Below are 13676 nucleotides of genomic sequence, written 5' to 3' on the forward strand. Positions count from 1 at the left end.
ATTTGTCTTTCAGGTATTTTCAAATCGCATGCCAAATACCGTTTTGTGACAAATATCATCAATAAATCAAAGATAAATTCAATTAAATTAATAAAATAAACTACTATTTATTGAAAATAATTTAAACAAAATATTTAAAAATTATGTTTTTTTTTAATCAAAATATTAAAAAAACTATATTTTAAAAGTATAGATCATAACCTTAATTCTTAATCCAAAATCTTTTAATTTCAGACAAAGCCATTCAGATATTTTCGTAATTAAATAAAAAAATCAGGCTTATTAAAATAAACCTGATCCTTTATCATTTATAAAAAGCTTTCTTAAAACTTATACGCTACCCCTACCTGGAATACGCTGTTTCTGATCGCATCATCGTTATTGTTTTCAGCAATATCAGTAGCACCGGCTACAAATCTTGCCGTAACACCGAAGCCCTGAGCGAAATAATATCCAGCCCCAAGACCGATTCCGAAGTCAAATCCTTTGATTGAATCTTTAAGATCAATAGAACCTCCGTCACCTTTTAATTTTTTGTTGATGGCAAAACTGAATTGTGGTCCAGCTTCAAGATACAATTCCGGAAGAATGTTGTACTGAAGCATTACAGGAACTGAGATGTAATCAAGATTAAGTTTTACGTCAGAAGAATCATCAGCTTGTGCACCCATACCGTTGTATAAAACTTCCGGCTGAACACTGAATGAGCTTGCAACAGGGATGTTGGCAAAAAATCCGCCATAAATACCTGCTTTTGCTTTGAAGTCATCATCGTTTACAGATGAAACGTTAAGACCAGCCTTGATACCGAATCTTACCGGTGAAGAAGAAGTTTCTTTAGCCTTCTCCTGAGCAAAAGTCATAGAACTTACTGCGATTGCGAATCCTAAAATTAGTTTTTTCATAGTTAATGATTTTTTTTAAAAATTTCAAACTTTATTAAGCAAATTTCTTGCCAAAATATATTAAATAGTTTTAAATTAACGAAAAATTTACACTTTTTTATTCATAGTATAGTATATCATTCAATTTCAATATATTATTTTACTTGCTGGTAAAACAAAAGGCCAGACTTTAATAAGCCTGGCCTTTTCTTGAAATCAATTCGTTATTACTAACTTTTTTATTAGAATTTATATGCTAAACCAACTTGGAAAACATTATTTCTGATCGCATCAGAACCACTTGGTCTGTCTTTCGCGATATCAGTAAGACCTGCAACATATCTTGCAGTAATACCGATATTATCAGTGAAATAATATCCTGCTCCTAATCCGATACCGAAGTTGAATTTGTTTAATTGATCTTTGTAATCACCAGATTCATCGATCACATCATTATCAGTTTCGTTTTTAAGCTTATTCTTAGCACTCACCAAAAATCCGAATTCCGGTCCCGCTTCTAAATAAAGGTTCGGGATTACATTGTACTGGAACATTACCGGTACAGCTATATAATCATGGTGTCTTGCGTAAGAATATCTGTTTCCTGCGATTGTTTCATCATATTTATCCCCATATTGAGAGTATAAAACCTCCGGCTGGATGCTGAATGAGCTTGCAATTGGGATGTTTGCGAAAACACCCGCATTGAAACCTATTTTTGATCCCTGATCATCCAATCCGCTTTCGTTGGTAAGTGATGAAACGTTCATTCCTGCCTTAATACCAAATGCTACAGGTGAAGTAGATGAAGTGGTAGTGGTAGAAGTTGTTGTCGTCTGCTGTGCAAACGCTAATGAACTTGCTGTAACTGCTATTCCTAAGATTAACTTTTTCATAACTTAATTTTTTTATTAATTACAATTTCGATTTAAATTTTACTACTATTATGCTTTTTCGCATAACGGACTGTATCTTTCAAATTACTTGCCAAAAAATTATTTTATGATTAAAATCAGTAAAAATATTGCTTAAGACAACAGTTTATTATTTATCAATAACTTGATTTTCAGATGTTTAAACTAAATATTAAACGCTTGTTTGGAAATGATCTAAATTGACAATTTTGTTAAAAATTTAATCTATGTCATTCAATTTTCGGTAAAATTTTAATGCTTTTATTATATTTTTATGATGACATTGGTGGTCAAATTCACAAAAACCTATGTCTGAGAGGAGAGAAAAGTTGATCTTTTGGTCAGTATTTTTTTTGTCATTAATTAATAAGGCAAAAATGTCATCATCTTTAAAATCACTGATATCCCAATAAGGGTAATATTTCTGAATATTTTCTATAATTAACTTTGAATCTTCTTCAGAAAGCAGACCTTCCAAAAACGCCAGATGAGCTTCGGAAATCATACCCATTGCAACCGCTTCGCCATGAAGGATGGGATTTCCCTGATTTAAACATAGGCTTTCAATAGCATGACCAATGGTGTGCCCGAAATTTAAGGTTTTCCTGATATTTTTTTCATGAAAATCTTTTTCTACAACATACTGTTTGATATTTATAGAAGTTTGGATATGAGGAATAATGCCTTCTACATCAAGCTTATTGATCTGTATCAGGTTTTCCCAATGGTTTTTGTCAGCAATTAATCCATGTTTCAGCATTTCTGCAAAACCGCTTCTTAGTTCTTTAAAAGGAAGCGTCTCCAGGAATTTAGGATAAATGAAAATCTGTTCCGGGAAGGTAAAAGTTCCCACCATATTTTTATAATGCATCAGGTCGATTCCTGTTTTTCCGCCGATAGAAGCGTCACACATGGCCAAAAGGGTAGTAGGGATATTGATAAACTGGATTCCTCTTTTATAGGTAGAAGCCACAAAACCACCCATATCGGTAATCACACCACCCCCAAGATTGATAATCAACGCTTTTCTGTCCGCCTGCATTTCTGTCAGGATTTCCCAAAGCTGGTTTGCCGTTTGAATATTTTTCATTTCTTCACCGGCCTCAATTTCCAGAATTTCAAATCCGAGATCCGTTTCCATATTTCCTAAAAGGACGGGAAGACAATATTCGTGGGTATTTTCATCAACTAAAATAAAGATTTTACTGAAAGATTTTCCGTGAAGGAAATCATTTAATTGAGAAAAATTATCATTTAATAATGTTATCATTTCAGATTTTCTGTAAAGTTAAAAGTAAAACTATATTGCAAAGTTATGATTCTTAATTTTTAACTCGTAACTAAATTACTATCTTTGCATAAATATTTAGCATGAGCAGAGACAATAATTCAGGAAGACCAAAGAAACCAAGAAGTTCAACAAGAAATAATTCTGATGGTTCTCGTGCTTCAAGACCTGGAAATTCTTCTGGTTCAAAACCTTTCAAAAAAACCTTTCCAAAGGCCGGAGAGAGAAATTCTGATTCTAGGAAAAGCAGTGACACAAGTTACCAAGCACGAATGGATAAGAAATTTTCAAAAACTGAACAAGAGCCATTTATCAGCAGTCCAGGTGAAGAAAAAAAGCCATTCGGAAAATCGGCTCCACAAAGAGGCGGGAGCAGAGGCAAAAGCTTTGATACTAGAGATAAATATGAAAGAGGCAGCTTAAAATACGGAAGAAGACCTTCTAATGAAGATGAAAAAGATGACAGAGCAAAATCCTTCGTACAGAAAAGAAGATTAAACAAGATTGAAAAAGATGTTCATAAGGACACGATTCGTCTTAATAAATACATCGCGAATTCAGGGATTTGCAGCAGAAGAGAAGCAGATGAATTAATTGTACAGGGATTAGTTGAAGTCAACGGAAAAGTAGTAACTGAAATGGGTTATCAGGTTGAAAAAACGGATAAAGTAGTTTTTGACGGACAAAATATCACCCCTGAAAAGCCTGTTTACGTTCTTTTAAATAAGCCAAAAGGTTATATTTCTACTACAAAAGACGATAAAGCAAGAAAAACAGTAATGGATTTAGTAGCAAATGCTTCTCCTTACCGTTTGTTTCCTGTAGGAAGGCTGGACCGTTCTACAACAGGAGTTATTCTTCTTACGAATGACGGACACATGACAAAAAAACTGACACACCCGTCTTTTGATGCCAAAAAAATCTATCATGTAACGCTGGATAAAAAACTTTCTCATGAAGATCTGAAGCTGATTGCAGAGGGAATCCGTCTGGATGAAGGTGTAGCCGTTGTTGATCAGATTTCTTTTATTGAGGGAAAACCGAAGAACGAAGTTGGAATTGAAATCCACATCGGATGGAACCGCGTTATCAGAAGAATTTTCCAAAGATTAGGATATGAAGTGGAAGCTCTTGACAGGGTAATGTTCGCAGGATTGACGAAGAAAAATATCAAAAGAGGACACTGGAGAATCTTAACAGAACTGGAAGTGAATAACTTAAAAATGCTTTAAGGAGTTATAAGTTTTGAGTTAGGAATTATGAGTTTTGATTCGTTGTTCTTAAATCTAAAGCAATTTTTAAGTTTTAAAAATAAAAAAAGACGTTGAAAATAATTCAACGTCTTTTTTTATTTCTCTTGTTCTAATATCATTAAAAATTATCCAGTCATAAAACTCATAACTCATAATTCCTAACTCAAAACTCATAACTCATAACTATCCAAGAACAGTTACACCCTTCTGGATCATATCATAAATTGCGTCTCTTCCGTTATCCGGTTTTACGTTGACGGCTCTGGTTCCATTGAAATGAAGGCATGTCACATAACCATTCGCAACGGCGTCCGTACAGGTAAATTTCACGCAATAATCCATTGCTAAACCTACAATTTCCAATAGCTGAATATCATGATACTTCAGGAAGTCGTCCAAACCTGTTTTCATAAAGTGGTTATTGTCCTGAAAGCCACTATAGCTGTCAATCTCCGGATTTTTCCCTTTTTGAATGATATGAGTTACTTTTTCCTGATTTAAATCTTTATGGAATTCTGCCCCAAAGGTTCCCTGAATACAATGATCCGGCCACATAAACTGCGGAACACCGTTTAAAATAATGCTTTCACCAACATTTCTTCCGTTGTTGCTGGCAAAACTTTTATGATCTGCAGGATGCCAGTCCTGGGTTAAAACAATCTGGTCATATTCATTTTCTTCCATGAGAGCATTGATGTAAGGAATTACTTCATTTGCACCCGGAACTGCCAATGCGCCGCCTTCACAAAAATCATTCTGTACATCTACTATTATTAACGCTTTTTTCATATTTAGATTCTCGAATTTTTGATAAATTTACAAAAACTAACACGCAAAAATTTGTCCAAGACTGAATTATCTGACAAATCGGCAACTTAAAATTTTAAATCAAATAAAATGAGCGATTTAGAGAAAAGAAAATTTCCAATAGGGCAGTTTGAGCAGCCTGAAAATATCTGTGATATCAAGCTCGATGAATATATCAATGTGATCAAAGAATTTCCGGGAAGGCTCAGAAACCTCATCGAAGATTTCAGTGATGACCAGTTTGACACCCCATACAGAGAAGGAGGCTGGACGGTAAGACAGCTTGTCAATCATATTGCAGACAGCCATATCAATAGTTTTATGAGGCTTAAATTAGCCCTTACAGAAGACAATCCTACCATAAGACCTTACGATGAGGCAAAATGGGCAGAACTCCAGGACAGCAGGAATATGCCAATAAAGCCGGCGATGAGAATGATTAAAGGAACACATCAACGATGGACCACTTTACTGAAAACAATGACCAACAAACAATTTGAAAGAACATTTCATCATCCCGAACAAAATAAAAACTATGATTTAAGAAGCTATCTTGCCCTTTATGCATGGCATTGCGATCATCATTTTGCTCATATTGAAAACCTGAAGAAAGAGAAAGGTTGGTAAAAAAAAGTCTTCATAACCGGGCTGATTTTGATGAAATCATCCGGCGTATCTCCGATTTGTCTGAAACATCCAAGGGAAGATGGGGAAAAATGGATGTCTGCCAGATGATGAGGCATTGTAATTTTGTACTACAGATTCCTCTACAAAAGATAGAATTACCTGTTGTTAATATTCTTTTTGGGACAATAGGTATTGTGACAAAAATTGAAATGCAGATTTTTAATAATGGAATTCCCAGAAATATGCCGACTTTTCAAAAACTAATCGTTAATTTTGATTGTGATTTTAATGATGAAAAACATGATCTTTTGAAAACACTTGATGAATACTGGAATACTTTTATGAATAAAAATCTCCCCGATAATCATATGCTTTTTGGGAAAATGAAAGAAAAAGATTGGGGATTTCTTGAGTACAAACATCTTGATCACCATTTAAAACAATTTAATGTATGAGTTTTTTTGATAAAATATTTAATGGAAAGGAAGAAAATCAGGAAAAAGAATCTTTCTGGAAAAAAATTGAATCCGAAGAAGATCTTAAAAATGCTATTGAAAATTCCTTTAATCACAGGATCGCAATATTCAAACATTCAACAAGTTGCTTTATCAGCAAAACCGTATTGAGAAATTTTGAAAAAGAAATTGAAAACTTAGATCAAAAAGTAGAATTATATTTTTTAGATTTGCTGAAATACAGGTCTATCTCAAATAAAATCGCAGAAGATCTTGGCGTAAGGCACGAAAGTCCACAATTGATAGTAATAGAAAACGGAAAAGCAATCAACAGCGCTTCTCACCAGCATATATCGGCAGACCAAATTATATAATGAAAAATATTAATAATTATTTAGCAAAAGTTTTAAGTGTTCCTGTAGAAAAGGTAAACATGTGTAGTTTGCACTATGAAGTAAAAAAAATTCAGAAAAATCAATTTCTTTTACAATATGGTGAGGTCTGCAGGTATATTTACTTTGTCGAAAAAGGGCTTTTAAAGATGTATTCTATCGACAAAAACGGTAAGGAGCACATTATTCAGTTTGCGCCGGAAAGCTGGCTTATATCGGACCGAAGCAGTCTTTATTTTAATGAAAAGTCTGTTTACTATATTGAAGCCGTTGAAGACTCCGAAGTTCTTTTACTGCAACCTGATTTTATCAATAAATTAATCGGAGAATTCCCGAACAGCCTTGAAAAAAGCGATATTTTAATCCAAAAACATATTAAAAGCCTTCAGGACAGGATCAATTCTTTACTAGGCGAAACCGCTGAAGAACGATACATGAAATTCATCAGAATGTATCCTGATCTGCTTTTGAGAGTTCCACAATGGATGATCGCATCTTACCTGGGAATCACGCCTGAAAGCCTGAGCCGTGTCAGAAAAGAACTGGCTAGGAAGAATTTTGTTCCAGATAACAAATAAGATGGAGGAAATGAGGCTGGAGGAGAGAGGTTTTAAAAACTTCCAACCTTCCAACATCCTTCCCAAAATCAAACTCTCTTCGCTAAACTTCCCACTTGCCGTAATTTCAGCTGTGTTTCTTCCGACCACGGCAGACCGATACAAAGCCGCATACAGTTTTCAAACTGATTCTGAAGCGTAAACATCCGTCCGGGAGCAATACTGATGTTTTCCCTGATAGCGAGATCGTAGAGTTCTGTTGTTTTAATACTTTTATCAAATTCTACCCACAACGAAAGTCCACCCTGCGGACGGCTCGTTCTGGTACCATCAGGGAAAGATTCTGCAATGGTCTGGACATAATTCTGATAATTATTATGCAATGTTTTGCGCATCTGCTGGAGATGTTTTTCATATTTTCCGGATTTTAGAAAATTAGCAACAGCTTCATTCACAATAGAGATCGAAGAGGTGGAATGGAGAAGCTTTAGCTTTAAAATTTTATTCTTGTATTTTCCGGGGGCAATCCACCCGACGCGATAGCCTGGAGCCAGGGTTTTGGAAATCGAACTGCAATATAAAACATTTCCTTCCTTATCAAAAGATTTACAGCATTTTGGACGATTTGGCCCAAAATAAAGATCTCCGTAAACGTCATCCTCAATCAAAGGAATTCCGTTTTCCGAAAGGAGCCTTACGACTTCCTTTTTGTTTTCATCCGGCATACAGCTTCCCAACGGAGCATTGTAGTTCGGGATCAAAAGGCAAAGATCAATTTTGGGGATTACTTTTTTCAAAGCCTCAATTTCAATTCCTGTAGTGGGATGGGTCGGAAGCTCTAGAACCTTTAACCCTAATCCGTTTGCCAACTGCAAAATACCCGGATAACAAGGGCTTTCAATAGCAATGGTATCACCGGGTTTCCCTAAAGCCATTAAGCAAAAGGAAAGCGCGTTCATCCCGCCGTTTGTAGTAACGAGATCATTTTCGTGAAAATTTCCGCCCCATTGTAGAGATCTTACAGCGATCATCCTTCTCAATTTCACATTTCCCTGTAATTCTTCATATTCGGTTCCGCCTTCTTTTAAAACTCGGGTAGCGTTGATGATTTCTTTTTTTAGTTTCGCCACAGGCAAAAGATCACCGGATGGAATCCCGATGGAAAAAATAGTAAGATCTTTTTTACCTATATTTTCATAAATTTTATTAATCAGCTCATCAGGCTCATCATTATTTGCTATTAATGAAGGCTTGCTTACTTCCGGAAGCGGCAGCTTTACAGAGAGAATCTTACTTACAAAATATCCGGATTGCGGTTTTGAATCTACCAGGGATTGTGATTCCAGCTCGAGAAAAACACGTTTTGCCGTATTCATACTGATCTGATGGTCGAGACATAGTTTCCTGACGGAAGGAAGCTTGTCGCCTGCTTTTAATATACCATTCCGGATCTGTGATGCAATTCCGTTGGCTATTTCTGTATATAAAAATTCTTTGTTCATTTTTAAACTGTACTCATACAAATATACAAAACTGAGACTGTGTTTATCTATCTAAGCTTTTTAATTTTGAAATATTAAATAATAATTTTTAAAATGATAACAGATAATATATCAAAAGACCAAATGGTAAGCGGATGGATCAACGGTTTCATCGGGGTATTGCTTTTCAGTGGTTCAATGCCGGCAACTAAATTGGCTGTAACGGAAATGAGCCCTCTTTTTGTAACTATTGCTAGAGCCGGAATTGCCGGTATCCTTGCTCTGTCCGTGTTATTGATTTATAAAGAAAAACGTCCCGCCAAACATCAGATTTTTTCTTTGGTTTTGGTTTCTATTGGTTGTGTGATAGGATTTCCTTTACTGTCATCTTTGGCTTTGCAGTATACAACCTCGGCGCATTCTATTGTCTTTCTGGGAATACTGCCTTTAATGACTGCTTTGTTTGGTGTTTTGCGGGGTGGCGAAAGACCGCATCCGATATTTTGGTTTTTCTCTGTTGCAGGAAGCTTATTGGTAATTGGATATGCAGTATCTCAAGGTATTTCTGCTTCTCCGGTGGGCGATATTTTAATGCTGGCTGCTGTTATTTTATGCGGATTGGGATATGCAGAAGGGGCAAAATTATCAAAAACTTTAGGTGGATGGCAAGTGATTTCCTGGGCTTTGGTTCTGGCTTTACCGCTAATGTTGCCTTTATTCTTTATCTATTTTCCTGTAGATATTGCAAATGTGACTTTCCAGGGATGGTTTGGGTTAGCTTATATTTCTTTATTCAGCATGTTCATTGGTTTTATATTTTGGTATAAAGGTCTGGCGCAGGGCGGGATTGCTACAATAGGGCAATTACAGCTCCTACAGCCGTTTTTCGGGTTGGCTTTAGCGGCTTATTTTCTTCATGAGCAGGTAAGTTTGGGTATGGTGGGAGTGACAATTGGGATCATTCTTTGTGTAGCCGGAACCAAAAAATTTGCTAAAAGCTTGATTAAAAAATAATTATGATCGAAGTCATAAAAACTTAACATAGTATTTAATTAGTTTTGGTATTACACACCACTTAATAAAAATACTATGAAATATGTATTGTCACTCACCATCTTAGGCTTTATAGTCCTGAGTTGCCAAAAGAAAACGGAAGTTTCGAACTCTTCCACGTCTGATACCGCGGCAGTTATTGATAACCTTACGACGTCTCAGGTTCCATCAGATACTGCTACAGCTGTTGACAGTAGTGCATTACCTACAGGAACAGCTGATACTGTTACAACCACAAAATAAATTTACGCTTAATAGATTTATAAACCCCGTTTAAGACATTAAACGCGGGTTTATTTTCATCTTGTATCTTAAAAAATTCAACTACAATTACGTAAGTATTGCCCTGTATTTGACTTGTTCAAATATAGCAATTACTGCTTTCACATTATTAATATGGATAACGAAAATTTTAAAGTAAACTTAAATATTTAATTAAAAATTAACACTAATTAACAATTTAAAAAAATAAGAAGGTTTAGTTTTTGCATCATTAAATAATATTGCCAATTTTATTTTCTACTTAACGATGCTATACTAACATAAAATCAGTTAACATGGTTATAAAAGAAGAAATTCTGCATTCAGCAGGAGCAAGCATAAAATATTATAAAGCTTCAGAAAATATTTTCATGGAGGGAGATTCTCCCAATTATTATTATCAGATCGTTACAGGGGAAGCAAAGCTAAATAATTATACTGATGAAGGTAAGGAAATTATTCAGACCCTTTTGGAGGAAGGACAGAGTGTAGGCGAGTCATTACTTTTTATGGATAAAACCTATCCTGTAAACGCAGTTGCAATTACAAACTGTAAAATTCTCAGGCTTGCGAAAAATGTATTTTTTGATCTCTTGAGACGCTACCCGGATATATGCCTTGATATGAACAGGCTGCTTTCTCAGAGGCTTTATTTTAAGCTGATAATGGCACAGAATATATGTGCACAAAATCCAACAACAAAGCTTATTGGATTAATGGATTACCTGAAAAGTTTTCAGAAGGAGCAATCACCATATTCATTCTTGATTCCTCTGACCAGGCAGCAAATGGCAAGTCTTACCGGTCTTTGCGTGGAAACAGCAATAAGGACAATTAAGGTCATGGAAAGAGACCGAATCGTAAAAATCAAAGATCGTAAAATATTATATTAAAGCTTGCGCAATATTTAATTTTTTACGATTTTTTTATTGGAAAAACAAAAGAACTATGAAAACTATTAGCTGCATGAACATTAATCCTGAGCTTCTTTACATATACGGTGGAGAAGATAGGAGTTACAATTCCAAAGATTATGTATACAGGGAGGGCGATCCTGCGCTTTATTATTACCAGATTGTGAAAGGGAGGGTAAAGCAAAACAGTTATAATGAAGAGGGAAAAGAATTTATACATAATATTCTGGGGGAAAACCAGAGTTTCGGGGAACCTATGCTTTTTTTGGAAGAGCATTATATCATGAATACGGTATGTCTCACAAGTGTAGAACTGATCCGGCTTTCTAAAAATAATTTTATGGAACTGCTGGAAAAGAATCCGAAACTTTGCCAGGAAATGAACGCATGTTTTTCGCAAAGAATTTATTTTAAGGAAATCATGCTGCAAAGTATGTCGTCTCAGAATCCTATTTTAAGATTAAAAGGACTATTAAATTATCTTAAAAGTTATTATGCGGAAGATTGCGAGCAATGCTTCCACGTAGAATTTACGAGACAGCAGATTGCAAATTTGACAGGTCTAAGAGTAGAAACTGTCATCAGAGCCTTAAAAAAAATGGAAAAACAAGGTGAACTTAAGATAGATAATCGAAAAATTTTATATTAATATCAATCAACATGATTTGGGTCATAAAAAAGTGAATTATTGTAATGTAAATTTGGATTAATAATTATCCATATTCTTTAGATTCCTTATTAATAGGAACACATTAAAAGCAGTAGCTTTTTATTATTCAATTTGAAATTAACCAAAATCAATTGCTGTCTAATACTAGTCACGGCCGGCAATGCATCACTTAATATTAATTATAAAAAATTCAGTTATGAACACTAGAAATTCAAGAAATCGTAGTTCGAGGGGAAATTCTTCAAGCAACCTGGAAGAAATTTATCAGTTAGGCTATGACCACGGTTATAGCGATGCATCGCAAGATGAGGAATATGATGATGATTTTTCAGATTACGAAGATTATTTTGATGATGATTATGAAGAGGACTATGATGATGAAGACGAAGATTATGACGATTATGATGATGACTATGATGACTATGATGACTACGACGATGATGAGGATTATGATGACAACAGAGGACGTGGAAGAGGAAGAGGCGGAAACGGCAACCAGCAGAGAGACAGCCAGGGAAGATTCACTTCCGGAGGCGGTAGAGGCGGTTCACGTGGACGTTCCAATTCTGGTTCCGGAGGAAGAGGAGGATCATCATCAGGAAATGGAACATCAAGAAGAGGCTTTGCTTCTATGAGCAAGGCAGAGCGTACTAGAATAGCTCGTATGGGTGGGGAAGCATCCCACGGAGGCGGAAGAAGATCTTCCGGTTCAAATTCAGGAAGATCCGGATCAGGTGGCGGAAGAGGCTCCAATTCGGGTTCAGGAAATAACGGCGGTTCAGGTCGAGGTTCAAATTCAGGATCAGGAACATCAGGAAGAGGTTTCGCGTCAATGAGCAAAGCTGAACGTACGAGAATAGCTCGTATGGGAGGTCAGGCATCTCATGGAGGCGGAAGGTCTTCCGGTTCCGGCAGATCAGGATTTGGAGGCAGACGTAATAATTCATAATTCTTTTTCCATGATTACCTCTTTATTAATTTGATTATGTAAAGGGGTAATCTTTTTAAACCAAAAACACCACTTCATATTATGGCAACAAAAACATCAGATAACAACACCACCAGCAGTACTACTACAAGCACAGGTGCAGCTATAGGTACGGCTACCTCAACATCAGCAAAAAAAACTACAGCAGTAGATAACGCAACCGTGAAAGAAAACGATATGAAAAGCTCTCCCCTTCACAAATTTTTCGTATCTTCTCTCAAAGATATTTACTACGCAGAAAATGCGATCATCGATGCACTGGAAAAAATGCAGGATGCCGCTACTACGGAAGAGCTGAAAGAAGCTTTCGAAGACCACCAGCTTCAGACCAAAAAACACATCAGCCGTTTAGAAAAAGTATTCAAATTAATTGATGAAACACCTGCAAAAAAAGAATGTGAGGCCATCAAAGGCATCATTAAAGAAGGTGAAGAAGTCATCAAATCTACAGAAGAAGGTTCCATGACACGTGATGCGGCATTGATTATTGCTGCACAGAAAGTAGAGCATTATGAGATCGCTACTTACGGCGGATTGGCTCAGCTAGCCATCACAATGGGGCATGACAAAGCTGCAGATCTTCTTGAAAGAACCTTACAGGAAGAAGAAGATACGGACTACGAACTTACCGAGATTGCAGAAACCTATATCAATTTTGATGCAGAACAAGAAGATTAGTCAATAAAAAACAAAAGCCATGTAGAGCTTTTCTATATGGCTTTTTTCTCAACCACGAATACTCAAATATATGAATTGCAGGAATATAGTAAAAATGCTGAAGTCTGACCACTTCACCAAAATCAAGAATAAAGGAAACTGGTTTGAAGAAGATTCTACAATTTACGCCAAGGAAATAAAAGAAAATGTTTATCTGCTTTTTGTCATTTTAAAAGATTTACAGATCGAAAGCATGCGGGCACTAATCGCTCATTTTGATGATATAGAAAGCATAGGAACCCGGGAACCTCAACAAATCATGTTTTACCTGTCTATTAAAAATAAAGAAGACCTTCATTATTTTGAAAAATATTTAAAACCGACTGAAAAAGAATTAATAACCTTTAGCTAAGGTTAATTTAGCTAAGGTTAATATTAAGATTTAAATAAATTACTTAAGCTCAATAAATGTTTA

The 13676-nt window shown here is 35.7% G+C and carries 17 protein-coding genes; 12 read left to right on the top strand and 5 right to left on the bottom strand.

Features of this window, described 5'->3' with window-relative positions:
- Positions 1 to 323: 323 nt before the first annotated feature.
- The 3 genes from ATE47_RS07160 to aroB all read right to left on the bottom strand — a co-directional run bounded on the left by ATE47_RS07160 (position 324) and on the right by aroB (position 3068).
- Positions 324 to 905 (bottom strand): porin family protein, encoded by a 582-nt coding sequence (locus ATE47_RS07160; RefSeq protein WP_062161320.1) that lies wholly within the window; start codon positions 903 to 905, stop codon positions 324 to 326.
- Between the two features lie 221 nt (positions 906 to 1126).
- On the bottom strand, positions 1127 to 1780 hold the full coding sequence (locus ATE47_RS07165) for a porin family protein (protein WP_062161321.1): 654 nt from the start codon (positions 1778 to 1780) through the stop codon (positions 1127 to 1129).
- A gap of 238 nt (positions 1781 to 2018) precedes the next feature.
- Positions 2019 to 3068: a 3-dehydroquinate synthase gene (gene aroB, locus ATE47_RS07170; RefSeq protein ID WP_062161322.1), complete on the bottom strand. Its 1050-nt coding sequence runs from the start codon at positions 3066 to 3068 to the stop codon at positions 2019 to 2021.
- 101 nt (positions 3069 to 3169) lie between these two features.
- Between aroB and ATE47_RS07175 the strand changes: the two genes are divergently transcribed.
- Complete coding sequence (locus ATE47_RS07175) at positions 3170 to 4318, top strand: pseudouridine synthase (RefSeq protein ID WP_228376332.1); 1149 nt, start codon at positions 3170 to 3172, stop codon at positions 4316 to 4318.
- Between the two features lie 204 nt (positions 4319 to 4522).
- Here the strand turns inward: ATE47_RS07175 and pncA are convergent, their stop codons facing one another.
- Positions 4523 to 5128: a bifunctional nicotinamidase/pyrazinamidase gene (pncA, locus tag ATE47_RS07180; protein WP_062161323.1), complete on the bottom strand. Its 606-nt coding sequence runs from the start codon at positions 5126 to 5128 to the stop codon at positions 4523 to 4525.
- A 108-nt stretch (positions 5129 to 5236) separates the two neighbouring features.
- On the opposite strand from pncA, the gene ATE47_RS07185 reads away from it, so the two are divergent.
- From ATE47_RS07185 to ATE47_RS07200, 4 genes are read left to right on the top strand one after another with little or no spacing between them, the layout of a single operon-like run.
- Entirely contained in the window at positions 5237 to 5773 is a 537-nt protein-coding gene (locus ATE47_RS07185) for a YfiT family bacillithiol transferase (protein ID WP_062161324.1), read from the top strand.
- Positions 5767 to 6228, top strand: coding sequence for a DUF1569 domain-containing protein (locus ATE47_RS07190; protein WP_228376333.1), 462 nt, complete (start codon positions 5767 to 5769; stop codon positions 6226 to 6228). Before ATE47_RS07185 ends, ATE47_RS07190 begins: the two co-directional genes overlap by 7 nt.
- The gene (ytxJ, locus tag ATE47_RS07195; RefSeq protein ID WP_062161325.1) at positions 6225 to 6602 is read left to right on the top strand and encodes a bacillithiol system redox-active protein YtxJ; all 378 of its coding nucleotides are present in this window, start codon (positions 6225 to 6227) and stop codon (positions 6600 to 6602) included. Before ATE47_RS07190 ends, ytxJ begins: the two co-directional genes overlap by 4 nt.
- Positions 6602 to 7198, top strand: a complete 597-nt coding sequence (locus tag ATE47_RS07200; RefSeq protein ID WP_062161326.1) for a Crp/Fnr family transcriptional regulator — start codon at positions 6602 to 6604, stop codon at positions 7196 to 7198. Before ytxJ ends, ATE47_RS07200 begins: the two co-directional genes overlap by 1 nt.
- 68 nt (positions 7199 to 7266) lie before the next feature.
- On the opposite strand, the gene ATE47_RS07205 is transcribed toward ATE47_RS07200, so the two are convergent.
- Complete coding sequence (locus tag ATE47_RS07205; protein ID WP_062161327.1) at positions 7267 to 8679, bottom strand: aminotransferase-like domain-containing protein; 1413 nt, start codon at positions 8677 to 8679, stop codon at positions 7267 to 7269.
- Positions 8680 to 8772: 93 nt separating this feature from the next.
- On the opposite strand from ATE47_RS07205, the gene ATE47_RS07210 reads away from it, so the two are divergent.
- From ATE47_RS07210 to ATE47_RS07240, 7 genes are all read left to right on the top strand, one after another.
- Complete coding sequence (locus tag ATE47_RS07210) at positions 8773 to 9672, top strand: DMT family transporter (protein ID WP_062161328.1); 900 nt, start codon at positions 8773 to 8775, stop codon at positions 9670 to 9672.
- 75 nt (positions 9673 to 9747) lie between these two features.
- Positions 9748 to 9954 (top strand): hypothetical protein, encoded by a 207-nt coding sequence (locus tag ATE47_RS07215; RefSeq protein ID WP_062161329.1) that lies wholly within the window; start codon positions 9748 to 9750, stop codon positions 9952 to 9954.
- Between the two features lie 314 nt (positions 9955 to 10268).
- Positions 10269 to 10865 (top strand): Crp/Fnr family transcriptional regulator, encoded by a 597-nt coding sequence (locus ATE47_RS07220; protein WP_062161330.1) that lies wholly within the window; start codon positions 10269 to 10271, stop codon positions 10863 to 10865.
- Positions 10866 to 10920: 55 nt separating this feature from the next.
- Complete coding sequence (locus tag ATE47_RS07225) at positions 10921 to 11535, top strand: Crp/Fnr family transcriptional regulator (protein WP_228376334.1); 615 nt, start codon at positions 10921 to 10923, stop codon at positions 11533 to 11535.
- 217 nt (positions 11536 to 11752) lie between these two features.
- Positions 11753 to 12505 carry a KGG domain-containing protein gene (locus ATE47_RS07230; protein WP_062161331.1) on the top strand — a complete coding sequence of 251 codons (753 nt, stop codon included), beginning with the start codon at positions 11753 to 11755 and terminating at the stop codon, positions 12503 to 12505.
- An 81-nt stretch (positions 12506 to 12586) separates the two neighbouring features.
- Positions 12587 to 13222, top strand: a complete 636-nt coding sequence (locus ATE47_RS07235; protein WP_082632525.1) for a ferritin-like domain-containing protein — start codon at positions 12587 to 12589, stop codon at positions 13220 to 13222.
- A 70-nt stretch (positions 13223 to 13292) separates the two neighbouring features.
- On the top strand, positions 13293 to 13613 hold the full coding sequence (locus ATE47_RS07240) for a hypothetical protein (RefSeq protein ID WP_062161332.1): 321 nt from the start codon (positions 13293 to 13295) through the stop codon (positions 13611 to 13613).
- Positions 13614 to 13676: the final 63 nt, after the last annotated feature.

Origin of the sequence: Chryseobacterium sp. IHB B 17019 (genome assembly GCF_001456155.1) — a bacterium.
Classification (GTDB): domain Bacteria; phylum Bacteroidota; class Bacteroidia; order Flavobacteriales; family Weeksellaceae; genus Chryseobacterium.